At 67.7% G+C, this 17,526-nt stretch carries 15 protein-coding genes and 1 pseudogene; 13 read left to right on the forward strand and 3 right to left on the reverse strand.

All coding sequences use genetic code 11. The annotated features are described in order from the left end of the window. Positions 1-36: 36 nt before the first annotated feature. The 5 genes from LPA35_RS11735 to LPA35_RS11755 all read left to right on the forward strand — a co-directional run bounded on the left by LPA35_RS11735 (position 37) and on the right by LPA35_RS11755 (position 6,848). On the forward strand, positions 37-2,097 hold the full coding sequence (locus LPA35_RS11735; RefSeq protein ID WP_228897100.1) for a methyl-accepting chemotaxis protein: 2,061 nt from the start codon (positions 37-39) through the stop codon (positions 2,095-2,097). Positions 2,098-2,218: 121 nt separating this feature from the next. Further along, entirely contained in the window at positions 2,219-3,475 is a 1,257-nt protein-coding gene (locus LPA35_RS11740) for a diguanylate cyclase (RefSeq protein ID WP_121421690.1), read from the forward strand. A gap of 183 nt (positions 3,476-3,658) precedes the next feature. After that, a complete protein-coding gene (locus LPA35_RS11745; RefSeq protein WP_228897101.1) occupies positions 3,659-5,149 on the forward strand; it encodes a M20 family metallopeptidase in 1,491 nt (496 codons plus the stop codon). Positions 5,150-5,204: 55 nt separating this feature from the next. Next, positions 5,205-5,852, forward strand: a complete 648-nt coding sequence (locus LPA35_RS11750; protein WP_228897102.1) for a peroxiredoxin — start codon at positions 5,205-5,207, stop codon at positions 5,850-5,852. Positions 5,853-5,975: 123 nt separating this feature from the next. Further along, positions 5,976-6,848: an alpha/beta hydrolase gene (locus LPA35_RS11755; RefSeq protein ID WP_228897103.1), complete on the forward strand. Its 873-nt coding sequence runs from the start codon at positions 5,976-5,978 to the stop codon at positions 6,846-6,848. A 74-nt stretch (positions 6,849-6,922) separates the two neighbouring features. On the opposite strand, the gene LPA35_RS11760 is transcribed toward LPA35_RS11755, so the two are convergent. Both LPA35_RS11760 and LPA35_RS11765 read right to left on the reverse strand, forming a co-directional pair. Beyond that, a complete protein-coding gene (locus LPA35_RS11760; protein ID WP_228897104.1) occupies positions 6,923-7,405 on the reverse strand; it encodes a YidB family protein in 483 nt (160 codons plus the stop codon). Between the two features lie 212 nt (positions 7,406-7,617). Further along, positions 7,618-8,940, reverse strand: a pseudogene (locus LPA35_RS11765) (M20/M25/M40 family metallo-hydrolase). Between the two features lie 206 nt (positions 8,941-9,146). Here LPA35_RS11765 and LPA35_RS11770 point away from each other — a divergent pair. Next, complete coding sequence (locus LPA35_RS11770) at positions 9,147-10,073, forward strand: LysR family transcriptional regulator (RefSeq protein WP_228897105.1); 927 nt, start codon at positions 9,147-9,149, stop codon at positions 10,071-10,073. Here LPA35_RS11770 and LPA35_RS11775 read toward each other — a convergent pair. After that, entirely contained in the window at positions 10,059-11,243 is a 1,185-nt protein-coding gene (locus tag LPA35_RS11775; protein ID WP_228897106.1) for an MFS transporter, read from the reverse strand. The two genes, LPA35_RS11770 and LPA35_RS11775, sit on opposite strands and share 15 nt — an antisense overlap. Before the next feature lie 256 nt (positions 11,244-11,499). Between LPA35_RS11775 and LPA35_RS11780 the strand changes: the two genes are divergently transcribed. From LPA35_RS11780 to ubiD, 7 genes are all read left to right on the forward strand, one after another. Beyond that, positions 11,500-12,534 (forward strand): peptidase U32 family protein, encoded by a 1,035-nt coding sequence (locus LPA35_RS11780; RefSeq protein ID WP_370641432.1) that lies wholly within the window; start codon positions 11,500-11,502, stop codon positions 12,532-12,534. A gap of 223 nt (positions 12,535-12,757) precedes the next feature. Further along, positions 12,758-13,720 (forward strand): U32 family peptidase, encoded by a 963-nt coding sequence (locus LPA35_RS11785; RefSeq protein ID WP_228897108.1) that lies wholly within the window; start codon positions 12,758-12,760, stop codon positions 13,718-13,720. 18 nt (positions 13,721-13,738) lie between these two features. Next, complete coding sequence (locus LPA35_RS11790; protein ID WP_228897109.1) at positions 13,739-14,359, forward strand: hemolysin III family protein; 621 nt, start codon at positions 13,739-13,741, stop codon at positions 14,357-14,359. 17 nt (positions 14,360-14,376) lie between these two features. Further along, the gene (locus LPA35_RS11795; RefSeq protein WP_228897110.1) at positions 14,377-14,913 is read left to right on the forward strand and encodes an SCP2 domain-containing protein; all 537 of its coding nucleotides are present in this window, start codon (positions 14,377-14,379) and stop codon (positions 14,911-14,913) included. 2 nt (positions 14,914-14,915) lie between these two features. Beyond that, positions 14,916-15,329, forward strand: coding sequence for a putative zinc-binding protein (locus LPA35_RS11800; protein WP_228897111.1), 414 nt, complete (start codon positions 14,916-14,918; stop codon positions 15,327-15,329). After that, the gene (locus tag LPA35_RS11805; RefSeq protein WP_228897112.1) at positions 15,322-15,918 is read left to right on the forward strand and encodes a UbiX family flavin prenyltransferase; all 597 of its coding nucleotides are present in this window, start codon (positions 15,322-15,324) and stop codon (positions 15,916-15,918) included. The genes LPA35_RS11800 and LPA35_RS11805 overlap by 8 nt, the downstream gene beginning before the upstream one ends. A 66-nt stretch (positions 15,919-15,984) precedes the next feature. Next, complete coding sequence (gene ubiD, locus LPA35_RS11810) at positions 15,985-17,472, forward strand: 4-hydroxy-3-polyprenylbenzoate decarboxylase (protein WP_228897113.1); 1,488 nt, start codon at positions 15,985-15,987, stop codon at positions 17,470-17,472. The last annotated feature ends 54 nt before the right edge of the window (positions 17,473-17,526 follow it).

Genomic DNA, 17,526 nt, shown 5'->3' on the forward strand with positions numbered 1-17,526 from the left:
CGGCTTTGGGCTTTCAATCTCCAGGAGACACACTGCATGGCTGCTTCCGTTGCCAACAACCGTTCCGTCGCGCGCCAGGTCACGCTGACCGCCATTGCGCTGGTGGCCCTGGTGCTGGTGCTGGTGGGGCTGGCCATTGCCGTGCTCACCGAGCGCAGCACCCGCGCCCTGGTCGCCTCCAGTGTGGGCGACACCGCGCAGAGCGTGGCGCAGTCGCTGGACGCCGCCGACAACACCAACCGCGAGCTGGTGCAGCTGACCATGAAGGGCTTTCAGCGCTACTTCGAGGCCACCATGCAGCTCGACGAAGCCTCGGGCGAGCTGCGCAGCTACGGCGCGCTGGTGAACGAGGACTACGGCTCGGTCGACAAGTTCGCCAGCGAGACCGGCGGTATCGCCACCGTGTTCGCCAAGAAGGGCGATGACTTCGTGCGCATCACCACCTCGGTCAAGAACGAACAGGGCGCGCGCCAGCAGGGCACGCCGCTGGGCAAGGACGACCCGGCCTATGCCACCGTGTCCAAGGGCGAGCCCTACACCGGCGTCACCGTGGTGGGCGGCAAGCCCTTCATGGGCCACTACCTGCCCGCCAAAGACGCTTCGGGCAAGGTGATTGCGCTGCTGTTCATCGGCAACGACATCAGCGTGTTCCACGCCATGCTGCAAAAGCAGGTCACGCAGACAAAATTCTTCGAGCATGGCGGCACGTACGTGATCAACCCCGGCACCTCGCTCGACAAGGCGGTGTTCGTGTACCACCCCACGGCACGCGGCAAGCGTGTGCTGGAAGCCTACCCCCAGGCCCGCCCGTTTTTTGAAGCCCTGGCCGCATCGCCCGACGGCTTTGTGCGCGAGGCCGCGCCCGTGCTGGGCACCGGTGCCGAAGACCCCTGGGCCCTGGTGCGCAAAACCGGCGGCGGCTGGTGGGTGGTGGCGGAGGTGGCCGACGGCGAGGCCATGGCCAGCCAGCGCCGCGTCACGCTCGCCGTGTGGGGCTTGATGGCCGTGGCCGTGGTGCTGCTGGCCATTGGCCTGTTCCTCATGCTGCGCCGGGGCGTAAGCCGCCCGCTGCAGGATCTGACCCAGGCCATCACCCTGGTAGCGCAGGGCGACCTGACCGAAGAATTCCGCACCACGCGGCGCGACGAAATCGGCGCGCTGGTGCAGGAGGTGGAAGGCATGCGCCAGCGCTACACGCAGATGCTGCAGCAGGTGCGCACGGCGGTGGACAGCATCACCACCGCGAGCGCCGAGATCGCCAGCGGCAACCAGGACCTGTCGGCCCGCACCGAGGCCACGGCCAGCAGCCTCGCGCAGACCGCGCAGAGCATGGAGCACCTCACCTCCACCGTGCGCCAGTCGGCCGACGCCGCGCGCCAGGCCAACCAGCTGGCCAGCACCGCCGCCGCCGTGGCCGCACGCGGTGGCCAGGTGGTGGGCGAGGTGGTCACCACCATGGGCGACATCAACCAAAGCTCGCGCAAGATCGCCGACATCATCGGCGTCATCGATTCGATTGCCTTCCAGACCAACATCCTCGCGCTGAATGCGGCAGTGGAAGCTGCCCGTGCTGGCGAACAGGGCCGGGGCTTTGCCGTGGTGGCCAGCGAGGTCCGCAGTCTGGCAGGGCGCAGTGCCGAGGCCGCGCGCGAGATCAAGGCGCTCATCGGCGCCTCGGTGGAGCGGGTGGAATCGGGCGCACGCCTGGTGCAGAACGCGGGCACCACCATGGACGAGATCGTGGGCTCGGTCAAACGCGTGGGCGACATCATTGGTGAGATCACAGCGGCATCGAGCGAGCAGTCCGACGGCATCGGCCAGGTCAACACTGCCGTCAACCAATTGGACCAGATGACACAGCAGAACGCTGCCCTGGTGGAGGAATCCGCCGCCGCAGCCCAAAGCCTGCGGGAGCAGGCCTCCCGTCTTGCGGGGGCGGTGCAGGTGTTCAAGCTCTCGCGGGCCGAGGGCGCTGCCGGTGGCGGTATCGGCTACACCCAGCGCGCGGCCCTGGCCGCGCCCATGGCACAAACGGGCGAGGGCGAGGCGGTGCACGCCCCCGGCAGTGGCGCGCGCGCACCCGCCCAGTTGCAATAGCCCACTGCATCCGACCAATCGACTGTGCGGCGGGGACGCGTGGTCATCTGGCGGTTTGCGGTCTGCAGACCTTCGTTTATGCTGATCTGAAACCCCCCCACCACACCGCCCACCCCCATCCATGGCCGCCCACGTTCCCACCATGCTGGTCATGATCATCGTGAGTTCGCTCATGATGGCCGCCTCCATGGCTGTGGTGGGCTGGGGGCGTCGGCGCGATGGCCTGGGACGGTGGGCGGCCGCCCTGATGGTCAATGCCGTCGGGCATTTGCTGATCATGCTGCGGGGCCTGGTGCCGGATGTGGTGTCCATCGTGCTGGGCAACCTGCTGCTGTCCTGCGTGTTTGTGGGGATGATCGCCGCGATCTACCAGTTCCAGGGGCGCCCGCCACGGTGGCTGCTGCTGCTCACACCGTCGGCGCTGGTCACGTGTTTTGTCATCGTGTTTATCGACAACTTTCCGGCGCGCGCGAGTTTTGTGGGCCTGGTCATCGGGCTGCAGGCCGTGTGGGCTCTGGTAGCGGCCCTGGAGCGCCGCCATGCCACCGTGGGGCGCGGGCAGTGGCTGCTGGTGGCCGGGCTGGGCCTGGAGGCGCTGGTGCTGGGCGGCCGCGCGTTGCTGGCATTGGGCGAAAGCCAGACGGCCACCAGCATCCTCCAGGGCAGCCTGCTGCAGACGCTGACCTTCATGGCCACGTTTTCGGTGGTGCTCATCAGCTCCATGGGATTTGTGTTCATGTCACGCGACCGTGCCGACGAGAACAACCGCATCATGGCGGCGCTGGATCCGCTTACCGGCGTGGCCAACCGCCGCTCGCTGATCGCGGCGCTGGACCGCGACGTCTCGCGCGCCGTGCGCTCGCGCGAATCCATCGCGCTCATGATGGTGGACATCGACCACTTCAAGCGGGTCAACGACCGCTACGGGCACCCCGCCGGTGACCAGGTGCTGTGCAGCGTGGTCAATGTGCTGAGCGAGCGCGTGCGGGCGCAGGACCTGGTGGGCCGCTACGGGGGTGAGGAATTCATGGTGGTGCTGCCCGACACCACGTTGCTGGGGGCCGAGCAGCTGGCGCGAGAACTGTGCAAGGCGGTGGAGGAATCGCGCTGCCGCATCCGCGCAGTGGGCGGAGCCGCGCCAGATGCAACCACCGACGCGGCCCTGGGCATTGCCGTCACGGTCAGCATTGGCGTCTTTGGCGGCCGGCTGGAGCCCGGCGACAGCTGGGACATGCTGATCGCCGCAGCCGACCGTGCGCTCTACCAGGCCAAGGAAAACGGCCGCAACCGGGTGGAGGTGTCCACCAGCCTGCGGCGCCCCGCCTCCCTGGCGGCGGCACAGGCCAATCCCGACACGCATCCTGTTTCTCGGTATTGACCCCAAGAGGGACGCGGGACGGGCCACGCTGGGCGCACCACCCGAAGAAGAGCTGCGCCCCCTGCCACAGCGCTGCCAGACTATGTCGCGGGTGTATGGATACCTGCCATGGCGCCCGCACAGGCGTTGTGTTGGAATGCTGGTTTCGGTCCACAAGATCCGCCGTATTCAGGAGAGCTGCCCATGAACGCCCGAGTCCCCCCCCACGCCCTGCAACCCGCCCTGGCCCTCGAACGGGTCAGCCAAGCCTGGGACAACGACATTGTTCGCCAGCTCACCGACTACATCGCCATCCCCGCCAAGTCGCCCATGTTCTCGCCCGATTGGGCCGAGCAGGGCCTGCTCGACACCGTGGTGCGCAACGCCGCCGCGTGGGTCGAGTCGCAGAAGGTTGAAGGCCTCACGCTCGAAATCGTGCGCCTCCCAGGCCGCACCCCCGTGCTGTTCTTTGAAATCGACGCCACCCAGGCCGGCGCCACCGATACCGTGCTCATGTACGGCCACCTCGACAAGCAACCCGAGTTCAGCGGCTGGCGCAACGACCTCGGCCCTTGGACGCCCAAATACGAAGACGGCAAGCTCTATGGCCGCGGCGGCGCCGATGACGGCTACGCGGTCTATGCCAGCATCGCGGCCGTGCAGGAGCTCAAGCGCCAGAACGTGCCCCACCCGCGCATCGTGGGCCTGATCGAGACCTGCGAGGAAAGCGGCTCGCGCGACCTGCTGCCCTACATCGACGCCCTCAAGCCCCGTATGGGCAACGTGGCACTGGTGGTGTGCCTGGACTCGGGCGCCGGCAACTACGACCAGCTGTGGCTCACCACCAGCCTGCGCGGCATGGCCACCGGCACGCTCAAGGTCGAGATCCTCACCGAAGGCATCCACTCCGGTGACGCCTCGGGCCTGGTGCCTTCGTCGTTCCGCATCATGCGGCAGGTGCTCGACCGGCTCGAAGACAGTGCCACCGGCCGTCTCCTGCCCCAGAGCTTTCATTGCGAAGTGCCTGCCGACCGCCTGGCCCAGGCCCGCGCCACGGCGGGCATCCTGGGCGAAGAGGTGTACAAGCGCTTCCCCTGGGCGCACTACGACTGCGGCGGCTCCACCACCTTTGCATTGCCCACCACCACCGACCCGCTGCAGGCCCTGCTCAAGCGCACCTGGGAGCCCACGCTGAGCGTGACCGGCGCCGAAGGCTTCCCGGCCCTGCAGGACGCAGGCAATGTGCTGCGCCCCTACACCGCCTTCAAGCTCAGCCTGCGCCTGCCGCCCCTGGTAGATGCCGCCCAGGCTGTGCAGGAACTCAAGGCCTTGCTGGAAGACAACGCGCCCTACCAGGCCAAGGTCACCTTCCAGAGCATGAGCGGCGCCACAGGCTGGAATGCCCCCGCCACCACGCCCTGGTTCGAGCAGGCGCTCAACGCCGCCTCGCAGGCCCACTTTGGTGCGCCCTGCGGCTACATCGGCCAGGGCGGCACCATCCCGCTCATGAACATGCTCAGCGAAGGCTTCCCCACCGCGCAAATGATGGTGTGTGGTGTGCTCGGCCCCAAGAGCAACGCCCACGGCCCCAACGAGTTCCTGCATGTGCCCTACGCCAAAAAGCTCACCGCCGCCGTGGCGCAGGTGATTGCAGGCATGGCACAGCAGGCGGTCGCACCTGCCGCAGCGGGCTGATAGGCGCGATCTTTTCAGCTTTCACCGTTCTTTCACACCCACGACTGACGCAAAAATGGGCATGGGCATGGGCATGGGCATGGGCAGCCGGCACGCTCCAAGCGATGCGGCCGCTGCGTTCCGGTTTGCGCAAGTCCTCACACCCTTCTGGCAGGCACAGATCACCATGGACAAACGCGCTTTTCTCCACGCCTGTACGGCCACCACACTGGCCGCTGCGGTACACCCTCTCGTCCACGCCCAGGCGCCTGCGGCAACGGCGGGGGTTGCCGCTCCTGGCCCGCGCCACACGCTGTTGGGCACCAACAGCGAAGGCAAGCCTGTCGCACTGACCGACTTTGCGGGCAAGGTGTGCCTGGTGAGCTTTTTCACCGCTGGCTGCGCCCTGTGCACCAACGAGCTGCGGCTGATGCGCGAGTTCTATACGAACAACCGCCAGCGCGACTATGTGCTGCTGGGCGTGAACATGGACGACAAAAACGCGGACTTCATGCAGTACATCGAGCTGCTCAAAGTGTCCGTGCCTGCCGAGCAGCGCTTTCCGATTGCCTGGCGCAACGCTGTGGGGCACCAGGACAGCTTTGGCACCATCACCCGCCGCCCCACGCACTATGTGCTCAACCGCCAGCACCAGCAGGTGTTGCGCCGCGAAGGCAATTTTCTGCCCACGGATTGGGACGACCTCTGGGCCTCCATCGCCTGATGTGGGTTGCGCCACGCGTGATTCGTTCGGCCACCGCCGGGCCATGCCGTACCGCCTTTTTATGGGATTGCCTTCCTGTTCTTTCCTGGTTGAGCGATTGCCCGCTCAACAGCACCGCCCGCCATGATCTCTGACGACCCCATTCCCTCCACCCTCACCACCTTCACCGCCAGCGACGGCGAAAACCTGGCTGTGCAGGACTGGCCCCTGCCCGAGGGCGAGCCCTGCCGGGGCACCGTGCTGCTGGTGCACGGCCTGGGCGAACATGTGGGCCGCTACGACGCGGTGGCCCGCCGCCTCAACGACTGGGGTTTTGCCGTGCGGGGTTACGACCAGTATGGTCACGGCGAATCCGGAGGGCCGCGTGGCGGCCTCACTTCGGACTTGCGCCTGCTGGATGACCTGGCCGACCTGGTGGACGCCACGCGCGCCCGCATGCCCGCAGGCCAGCCCCTGGTGCTGCTGGGCCACAGCATGGGCGGGCTTGTGGCTTCGCGTTTTGTGTCGTTGAAGATACGGCCTGTGGACGCCCTGGTGTTGTCATCCCCCGCGCTGGATGCGGGCCTGGGCGCCGTGCAAAAGCTGCTGCTGGCCACGCTGCCGCGCATCGCACCCAACCTGCGCGTGGGCAATGGGCTCGATGCGCAGTACCTCTCGCACGACCCGGCCGTGGTCGCGGCCTACCTGGCCGACCCGCTGTGCCACGACCGCATCAGCGCTCGCCTGGCCCGCTTCATCGCCAACGGCGGCCCCGCCACCGTGGCCCGCGCCACGCACTGGAGCGTGCCCACGTTGCTGATGTGGGCGGGCAGCGACAAGCTGGTCCACCCTGCGGGCAGCCGTGCCTTTGCGGCCGCAGCCCCCAAGGCCGTCGTGCATGCACACTGCTTTGAACCCCTGTTCCACGAGCTGTTCAATGAAAGCCCGGAACTGGCCGAGCCGGTGTTCGACCTGCTGCAGCAGTGGCTGGTGCGGCGCTGTCCGGCAGTGAGGTAGCCGGGTCGTCGCGGTTACCCAAAATTTCAAGCCAAAATGGCCGCCAGCGCTTATCTATCAAGCGCTAGCAGCTATCATTTTTGTAACAATCCGCCCAGCATTCCGAACAGGTCGTTCGAGGTGCCAAACCCGCCCTGCGGCGCCTCGCCGCGCGGGCTGAGCTGGTCGATCAGGCCCGGCAGTACCTGGGCCAGCTGGCCTGCTGCAGCGCCAGGGCCCACGCCCAGTTGCGATGCGATCTGCGACAGCGGGCCGGCGCCCAGCACGTTGGACAACTGCTCACCTGAGATCGCCTGGTTCGGCCCCGCGCTCAGCCAGGACGCAATCACATTGCCCAGCCCCGCCTGCTGAAACTTGGCCATCAGCCCCGGCAGACCACCCACCGGGCCGTCGTTGCTGATCAGGGACATCACGGCCTGCACCAGCTGCGGGTTCTGCGCAGCCAGGCTGATCAAGCCGCCCAGGCCACTCCCGGCCCCACCGGCTGCAGCGGCGCCATTGCCGCCTTGCGATGCATTGTTGATAACGGCACCCAGAACGGAATCGAGCAAACCCATGGTGTTCTCCTGCAGAGGGATAAAAGACGGCGGTGCGCCGCCCCGGACGGAACCACCCATGGTACGCACCTTGGCGTCTCCTTCATGTCAACAATCGTGAATTGTGGTGCTGCGGGCCCTGCCCGGCAGGGCACGCGGCAACACGCCATCCACGGCCCGCTCCACTCCCGCGCTGGTGTGTGTCGCTGAGAGGGCGCCCCGCTGCCGCGCAACTACTTGGTGCGGGGTGGGCGCTTGTCCAGCAGCGGTGCGCTCACACCCTGCACCCCCACCAGCCCCAGCACCGTGACCAGCGAGGTCTGAGCACCCTTCCAGGCGTCCGTCAGGTCAATCCACTCGGACAGTGCGTGGAACCCGCCCGTCTTGCCGCCGCCCCCGATCACGATGGCGGGGATGCCCAGCGACATCGGCACGTTGGCGTCGGTGCTGGCGCCGCCCAGCATGGTCTTGCGGCCAAACGCCGTGTTGGCGCGCACGGCCGCTTCCACAATGACCGAATCCGCCGCCGTGCGGCCACCGGGCCGGTCGCCGATGAGTTTGGTCGATGCGCTCAGGGTGTTCACGCCCCAGCGTGCGTTCTCTTCGGTCACGGCGCTGTCCACGGCGGCCAGCACCTGCTTTTCGGTGGCCAGCATCGGGGCTGTTTCGTCGGAGCGGATGTCCACCGCCATGCGCGCATCCGGCGCGATGGTGTTGACGGATGTGCCGCCGCCCACAGTGCCCACAGTGAACGTGGTCTTGGGGCTCTTGGGCGTGCGGATGTCGGCGATCTTGGCAATGGCGCGGCCCATGCCGTGGATGGCGCTGGGCACCTCGCCGAACGCGGCGTAGCTGTGGCCGCCCGGGCCCTTGAAGGTCACCTCGTGGCGGTGGCTGCCCGTGCCCAGCACCAGCACCGTGCCATCGGGCGCGGGCTCCAGCGCCACCATGCCGTCGATGTCCAGGTGTTCCTTGAAAAGGTGCTTCATGCCGCGCAGGTTGCCCAGCTCTTCCTCGCCCACATTGCCCACGAACACCAGGTCGCCCACGGTGGCGATCTTCTGGTCGTTCAGCACCTTGAGCCACGACAGCAGCACGGCCAGGCCGCGCGTGTTGTCGGAAATGCCGGGCGCTTAGAGCTTGCCGTCGCGCTCCTTCACCTTCACGTCGGTGCCGGATGGGAACACCGTGTCCAGGTGGGCCGAGATGACCAGCTTGGGGCCGTTGCCCGTGCCCTTGCGCACGCCCACCACATTGCCTTCGGCATCGATAGCGGCGTTGGTCAGGCCCAGGGCCTGGAGCCGGGCAAGAAAGGCTTCGGCACGCTTTTGTTCCTTGAACGGCGGCGCCTCGATCTCGGTGAGCATGCGCAGGTCTTCGGTGGCGCGGTCGTGGTCGGCCTTCACGGCGTCAAGCAGCTGCAGGATCTGGGGCGCAGCCATGAGCTGGCCGTAGGCCTTGTCCACGGCGGGACGCAGCGTGGTGGGCGTGGGCGCCACGGCGCCGAACTGCGCATGGGCGGCACCGGGCAGCAAGGCGGCGCAGGCGAGGGCCATGGCACCCGCAAGGGCTGTGGCACGGAAGGTATGGAGAGGGAGAGTCATGGTGATCCAGCGAAACACGAACACAAACGGAAGGGGTGACCGGCCTGTCCAGCCATCGTGGATGGAGCCGTGGGCCGGCATGCAGGGCCACGCAATTGTTGGACCGAACCCCGCCCCTGGGCTCTGCTTTAATCTGCCCAGCCGACAGTTTTTCTTACATGCGCAAACACATCCCCAGCACCCGCGCCCTGCTTGTTTTCGATGCCGTGGCACGCCACCACGGCGTGAGCAAAGCCGCCGAAGAACTCTGCCTCACCCACAGCGCCGTGAGCCAGCAGCTGCGCCTGCTGGAGGGCCAGCTGGGCCTGCAGCTGGTGCAGCGCGGCGCACGCGGCTCCACGCTCACCGACGTAGGCCGCCGCTACCACGCGCAGGTGGTGGGCGACTTGCTGCGGCTGCAGAACCACACCCTCGAAGCCATGGCCCAGCGGCCCGATGGCGCGCGCCTGCTGGTGGGTTGCGTGCCGGTGTTTGCCGAGCGCTGGCTGCTGCCCCGGCTGCCTGCCTTCCTTGCGCAGCACAAAGGCTGCAGCCTGCACCTGCAGGTGTACCCCACGCAGATCTACATGGCGGAGATACCGTTCGACGTGGCCGTGCAGTACGACGACGCGGCCTGGCCCGGTGTGGTGCCAGCGCCCCTGATGCCCGAGGTTTGCGTGGCCGTGTGTGCACCGCAGTCGCGCCACCGGCGTGCGACGGAGCGCGGCGATTTTCGGGCCGTGCCGCTGCTGCAGCTCAGCTCGCGCCTGGGCGCCTGGGACGACTGGCTGGCCCGTGCGGGCATCACGCGCATCCCCGGCCACACGTTGGGAGGCCACCGCTTTGATCTGTTCTCGATGCTGGTGGAGGCCGTGCGCGCCGACTTGGGGCTAGGCCTGGTGCCCCGGTATTTTGTGGAGCGCGAACTGCAATCGGGCGAGCTGGTGCTGGCCCACCCGCACCACGACAGCGGTGCGCGGGGCTACAGCCTCTTCGTGGCGCCGGGGCGCCTGGAAGACCGGGCGGTGGCGGCGTTTGCACAGTGGCTGCGCACCACGGTGGCCGCAGAAGGCGCTGTGGCTGAGGTGCCTTCAGACGCCGCGTGAAACGCGCTTGCGCTGCACACCCAGCCAGGCCAGTGCCAGCCCCGTCACCACAATCGGCACCAGCGAACCGGCGTTCAGCAGCGTCCATCCCTGCGTCGTGACCAGCACGCCCGACGAGAACGCACTCAGCGCCAGCGTGGCGTACACGCAGAAGTTGATGGCCGCCTGGGCGCGGTCCTTCTCCTCGGGGCGGTAGGCCGTCATGGCCAGCGTGGTGGAGCCGGTGAACAGGAAGTTCCAGCCCACCCCCAGGAAGAACAGCGCAATGCCGAAGTGGTGCAGCTCCACGCCCATCAGCGCCACGGCTACGCAGGCGAAGTTGAGCAACACCCCCGTGCCCATGATGGGCAGCACGCCAAACCGCTTGATGAGGTGGCCGGTGACAAAGCCGGGAGCGAACATGCCAATCACATGCCACTCCAGCACCAGCGCCGAGGCGTCAAAGTCAAAGCCACACACCTGCATGGCCAGAGGCGTGGCCGCCATCAGCAGGTTCATCACCCCATAGCCCAGCGCAGCGCCCACAATGGCCACGATGAAGGCAGGCTGGCGCATCAGTACAGAGAGGGGGCGCCCCTGCTCGCGTTGGCCCGCAGCGTTGAGCACCACGGGTTGCGCTTCGAACCGGATGGCTGCCATGCACAGCATGGACAACAGCGCCACGCCGATGAGCGCGATGTACGCGCCCGCAAACGGCACCGGGAACAAGGTGCGCGTGGCGCTGGCCAGGTTGGGGCCTGCCACGGCGCCCAGCAGGCCACCGGCCAGCACCAACGACACGGCCTTCTCGCGGTAGTCCGGGGCCGCCAGCTCGGCGGCCGCAAAGCGGTACAGGCCACCGTTGGCGCTGTAGTAGCCCGCCACCAGCGTAGCGGTGCACAGCAGCCAGAAGCTGCCGCTGAACGCCGCCCAGGCACACAGCGCGGCCGATGCCACGGCCACGGCCAGCCCGATCTGGAACGACACCTTGCGCCCCCAGCGCGACTGCGTGCGCGCCACCAGCGGGGTGGACAGCGCCCCGCCCACCACGTAGCCCATCACCGGCAGCGTGGCCATCCAGCCAAAGGGCGCCAGCTGCAGGCCCACCAGGCCATTGATGGCAATGAAGACAACGTTGTTGGTGAGGAAAAGGCCTTGGCACAGCGCCAGCAGCCACAGGTTCTTGTTCATGACAGGGCAGCGCCCGGGTTGGGCAAAAGGAAGGAACGAAAAGTGGGACAGCGTAGACGCAAGTCAAGGCCTGGCGGCTATGGGGTGCGCTGCGGAGGCGGGCCACATCAAAACCCGACTGGTTTGCTCCGGAATTGTGCACCGCCGTTGATGAAGATCAGCGGATGCGTGGGGTGTCCTCATTATGGTGGCGCCCAGTGCTGTGGCCCGGCCCGGGGCCCGCGTTTGAATGTTTGTGATGGAACCCCTGAAATCGATGGAGGCGGTGCTGCCTGAAGCTGCAACCCCCGGACTGGAACTCGTCTGCCCCGCCGGCAGCCTGCCCGCCCTGAAGGCCGCTGTGGACCACGGCGCCAACTGCGTCTACCTGGGCCTGCGCGACGCCACCAATGCGCGCAATTTTGCGGGCCTCAACTTTGACGAGGCCGCCATCGCCAACGGCATTGCCTATGCGCATGGTCGCGGCTGCAAGGTCTTCATGGCGCTCAACACCTACCCGCAGGCGGCCAACCCGGGGCCGTGGCGCAGCGCACTGGACAAGGCGGTGGACCTGGGCGTGAACGCGGTCATCCTGGCCGACCCCGGCCTCATGCACTACGCGGTGCAGCACCATCCCCGGCTGCGCCTGCACCTGTCGGTGCAGGGCTCGGCCACCAACTACGAGGCCATCAACTTCTACCGCGAGCAGTTCGGCATCGTGCGCGCCGTGCTGCCGCGCGTGCTCTCGATGGAGCAGGTGCGCCAGGTCATCGATCGCACGCCGGTCGAGATCGAAGTCTTCGGCTTCGGCAGCCTGTGTGTGATGGTCGAGGGGCGCTGTGCGCTGTCGTCGTACGCGACGGGCGAATCGCCCAACACGCATGGCGTGTGTTCACCCCCGAAGGCCGTGCGCTGGGTGGAGACCCCGCAGGGCCGCGAGTCGCGCCTGAACGGTGTGCTCATCGACCGCTATGCACCCGGCGAGAACGCGGGCTACCCCACACTGTGCAAGGGCCGCTTCGACGTGGGGGATGACGAGAACTACTACGCCATCGAAGAGCCCACCAGCCTCAACACGCTGGAGCTGCTGCCCCAGCTGCTCAAGATGGGTGTGCGCGCCATCAAGATCGAAGGCCGCCAGCGCAGCCCCGCGTATGTGGCGCAGGTCACCCAGGTCTGGCGCGAGGCCATGGACCAGTGCCTGTCCTACCCGCACCGCTATGCGCCCAAGACGCGCTGGATGGCCAGCCTGGACCAGGTGGCAGAAGGCCAGCAGCACACGCTGGGCGCCTACCACCGCCCCTGGAAATGAAATGATCAGGCGACAACCCCCTGAGCCGCTGCGCGGCTTCCCCCTTCTCTCTACGCGCTTCGCGCTAGGGGAAGGGGGACAACGCCAGCGCACGACAGCGAAGCGCCGCATACGCGGCTTGGCGGCCCTTGCGCGGCGTCCCCTGGCCTGGATCGCGCCAGATCGAAGGTCGGTGCGCCGCTTTGAATCCGAAATATCACGATGAAACCCCGGAGATCGCCCCATGAAACTCTCTCTCGGCCCGCTGCTGTACTACTGGCCCCGCGACACCGTGTTCGCGTTCTACGAGGCCATGGCCGCCACGCCCGTGGATGTGGTGTACCTGGGCGAGACGGTGTGCTCACGCCGCCATGAGTTGCGCCTGGCCGACTGGCTGGCGCTGGCGCGCATGCTGCGGGACGCGGGCAAGGAGGCGGTGCTGTCCAGCCAGGTGCTCATCGAGTCCAGCGCCGACGTGGGCGTGATGCACAAGATCACAGGCAACGGCGAGTTTCTGGTCGAGGCCAATGACATGGGTGCGGTGAGCTGCCTTGCGCGTGCACCCGCCGGGCCGCAGGCCTTTGTGGCCGGGCCGCACCTGAACCTGTACAACGCGCCCTCGTTGCAATGGATGGCGCAACGGGGCGCCACGCGCTGGGTGATGCCGCTGGAGATGTCGCAGGATGCGCTCGCTGCTGTGCTGGCGCAGCGGCCCGCAGGCATCGAGACCGAGGTGTTTGCCTACGGCCGCATGCCCCTGGCCTATTCGGCGCGCTGCTTCACCGCCCGCCACCGCAACCTGCCCAAGGACGACTGCCAGTTCAGCTGCCTCGACCATCCTGACGGCCTGCCGCTGCGCACGCGCGAGAGCGAGGGCTTTCTCGTGCTTAACGGCACGCAGACCCAGTCGGCCCGCGTCTACAACCTGGCCAACGAGCTGGCGGCGATGCGCACCCAAGGCGTGGACGTGGTGCGCCTGAGCCCGCAGGCCCAGCACATGCCGCAGGTGATCGCGGCGTTTGACGAAGCCCGCCGCGCCGTGGCTGCGGAGGATGCTGGCGAAAAGGCACCTGACTATGTGGAGCGCATGCAGCCCTTCATGCCCGATCTGCCCTGCAACGGCTACTGGTTCGGGCGACCGGGCCTGGAGCAGGGGCTGCATGGCGCTGTAGGTGGTGGTGCCGCGCGGCCTGCCATGCATCCATAACGCGAAGCGAATCACCGCATGTACCCCGGCGAACGTTTCAACAGCATCAGCCACCTGGTCGGCGCCCTGCTCGCCACGGCGGGCGCGACTGTGCTCATCACCCTTGCTGCGCGCCTGGGCGATCCGTGGAAGGTGGTGGCGTTCAGCATCTACGGCGCCATGCTGGTGGCGCTGTACGCCGCCTCCGCCGCGTACCACAGCGTGCGCCGACGCACCATCAAGGCCGTGCTGCAAAAGCTGGACCACTGCAGCATCTACCTGCTGATTGCGGGCAGCTACACGCCGTTTGCGCTGGTGTCGCTGCGCGGGCCCTGGGGCTGGTCGCTGCTGGGCGTGGTGTGGGGCCTGGCCCTGCTGGGCATTGCGCAGGAGATCTGGTGGGCGCGGGGTGCACGCGTGCTGTCGCTGGTCATCTATGTGCTCATGGGCTGGCTGGCGCTGGTGGCCGTGGTGCCGTTGTGGCATGCGCTCACGCCTGCCGGGTTTGCCTGGCTGCTGGCGGGCGGCGCCTGCTACACGCTGGGCATCGTCTTTTATGCACTGGACCACCGCGTGCGCCACGGCCACGGGCTGTGGCACCTGTTTGTGCTGGCCGGCAGCGTCTGCCATTTTTTCACCGTGTTTTTTTACGTGGCCTGAGGGCCCGTCTTCTACCAATGGCTGCTTTCCCTTCTTCGCCCACGCCTGCCGCGAACCAACGACAAGTGCCGCCGCCCGTGGGGGCTTTGCTGGCACGCCTGCCCGCCTACCCCGGCTCGATGCTGCTGGTGACGGCGCTCAACCTGGCGCTCGCGCGGCACCTGCCCGATGACGTGGGCCGCTTGTTGCTCCACAAGAAGATGCGCGTGCAGGTGCGCGATGCGCGCCTGGCCTTTGACTTCGCCTGGACAGGCCAGCGCTTCGCCCCCCACGCACCGCTGGTGCTGCCGCAGGTGGCCGACGTGACGCTGAGCGCCACAGCCCATGATTTTTTGCTGCTGGCCCAGCGCCAGCAAGACCCGGACACGCTGTTCTTCAGCCGCCGCCTGTCGATGGAGGGCGACACCGAGCTGGGCCTGGTGGTGAAGAACGCGCTCGATGCCATCGAGTTGCCGGTGCTGGACCCGCGCCAGTGGGCGCAGAGGCTGGCGCCGCGCGAGGTGCTGGGCCTCCTGCGTCGCCGCCTGGACCCCACACCACGCAACGGAGGATAAGCATGGCCACCGACACCGATCCCCAGAACCACCCCTTGGTCTATTCCTGCTCGGGCTGCTCCAGCGCCGCCCAGCTGGCCAACCACGTGGCGCTGCAGCTCGACCGGCGCGGCGTGGCCGAGATGTCGTGCATCGCCGGGGTGGGTGGCGATGTGCCGCACCTCATGAAAACCGTGCGCTCGGGCCGGCCCATCATCGCGCTCGACGGCTGCCCGCTGGTCTGCGTCAAAAGCACGCTCGCGCGCCACGGCATCGCGGCCGGCCGGCATTACCAGCTGCAGCAATACGGTGTGAAAAAACGCGCGCACGAAGACTTTGACCCCGTGCAGGCCGCGCTGGTGCTGGAGCAGGTGGAGGCCGATCAGCAGGCGCAGCCCTTGGTTCGTTCTGCCGCCGTGGAGCCCTCGCATGGCTGATGCTGCCCACACCCGTCGCATCATCGTCGCGATCTCGGGCGCCAGCGGCGCCGTGTACGGCGCGCGCCTGCTGCAGGTGCTGCAGAGCCAAAGCGGCATCGAGACCCACCTAGTCGTCTCCGACGCCGGCTGGCGCAACCTGCAGCACGAGCTGGACATGGACCGCCCCGCCGTCGAGGCCCTGGCCCAATGCGTGCACGACGTGGCCAACGTGGGCGCGGCCATCGCCAGCGGCTCGTTCCAGTGCCATGCCATGGTGGTCGCGCCCTGCTCCATGCGCACGCTGGCTGCCATAGCGCATGGGCTGGCCGACAACCTGCTCACGCGCGCGGCCGACGTAGCGCTCAAGGAGCGCCGCCGCCTGGTACTGATGGTGCGCGAGTCGCCGCTGCACCTCACGCACCTGCGCAACATGGTGGCCGTGACCGAGATGGGCGGCATCATCTGTCCGCCGCTGCCCGCCTTCTACCTGCGCCCGCAGACCGTGGGCGAGGTGGTGGACACCAGCGTGGCGCGCGCGCTCGACCTTATCGATGTGCCGCACGACCTGGCGCCTCGGTGGCAGGGTCTGGAGCTGAACGCTTCCTAATTGATAGCTGTTTACGCTCATTGGACAAGCGCTAGCGGCCAATTTCATTCAAATTCTGGACCCGATATGGCCTACCGCGACCTGCGCGACTTCATGGCCCAGCTTGAAGCCACGGGCGACCTGCGTCGCGTGCACGAACCCGTCTCGCCCCACCTGGAGATGACCGCGCTCAGCGACCGCGTGCTGCGCGCAGGCGGCCCGGCGCTGCTCTTCACCCAGCCCACGGGCCACCGCATGCCGGTGCTCACCAACCTGTTTGGCACCACAGACCACGTGGCCCGCGCCATGGGCGTGGCCGACCTGCGCGGCGTGCGCGCCCTGGGCGAACTGCTGGCCACCCTCAAGGAGCCCGAGGCGCCGAAAGGCTTCAAGGACATGCTGGGCATGGGCCAGCTGCTCAAGACCCTGTGGAACATGGCGCCGCACACCGTGGCGCGCGGCGCACCCTGCCAGCAGGAGGTGTGGGAGGGGCCGGACGTGGATCTGGCCCGCCTGCCCGTGCAGCACTGCTGGCCCGGCGACGTGGCCCCGCTCATCACCTGGGGCCTGACCATCACGCGTGGCCCGCGCAAGGCGCGGCAGAACCTGGGCATCTACCGCCAGCAGGTGCTCTCGCGCAACCAGGTCATCGTGCGCTGGCTGGCCCACCGGGGCGGGGCGCTGGACTTTGCCGACCACTGCGCCGCCCACCCCGGCCAGCCTTACCCCGTGGCCGTGGCGCTGGGGGCCGACCCGGCCACGCTGCTGGGCGCCGTCACGCCCGTGCCCGACAGCTTGAGTGAGTACCAGTTCGCCGGCCTGCTGCGCGGCGCCCGCACCGAGGTCACGCCTGCGCTGGGCGTGCCCCTGCAGGTGCCCGCCACCTCCGAGATCGTGCTCGAAGGCCGTATACAGCCCGACGCGAGCCACCCGAGCGGCTGGCAGCACGCGCTGGAAGGCCCTTACGGCGACCACACCGGCTACTACAACGAATGCGCCGAGTTCCCCGTGCTCACGGTGGACCGCATCACCCTGCGCAAGGACGCGATCTACCACAGCACCTACACCGGCAAACCGCCCGACGAGCCCGCCGTGCTGGGCCTGGCGATGAACGAGCTGTTTATCCCGCTCTTGCAAAAGCAGTTCCCCGAGATCGTGGACTTCTACCTGCCGCCCGAAGGCTGCAGTTACCGCATGGCGGTGGTCAGCATCCGCAAGGCCTACGCCGGCCACGCGCGCCGCGTGATGATGGGCGTGTGGAGCCACCTGCGCCAGTTCATGTACACCAAGTTCATCGTGGTGGTCGATGCCGATGTGAACGTGCGGGATTGGAAGGACGTGATCTGGGCCATCACCACCCGCATGGACCCTGCCCGCGACACCCTGCTGGTGGAGCACACGCCGATTGACTACCTGGACTTCGCCTCGCCTGTGAGCGGGCTGGGCAGCAAGATGGGGATGGATGCCACGAATAAGTGGCCGGGGGAGACGCTGCGCGAGTGGGGCCGTCCTATGGCGATGGATGTGGAGGTGGAAAACCGCATGGGCGGCGTTTTTGAGTCACTGGGGCTCTAGGCAAGCACCGCCCGGCTCGGCACCCCTGGTGAATGGATGGAGGTCGCATCCGTA

The organism is Acidovorax sp. Leaf73, from assembly GCF_916855635.1.
Lineage (GTDB): Bacteria > Pseudomonadota > Gammaproteobacteria > Burkholderiales > Burkholderiaceae_C > Acidovorax > Acidovorax facilis.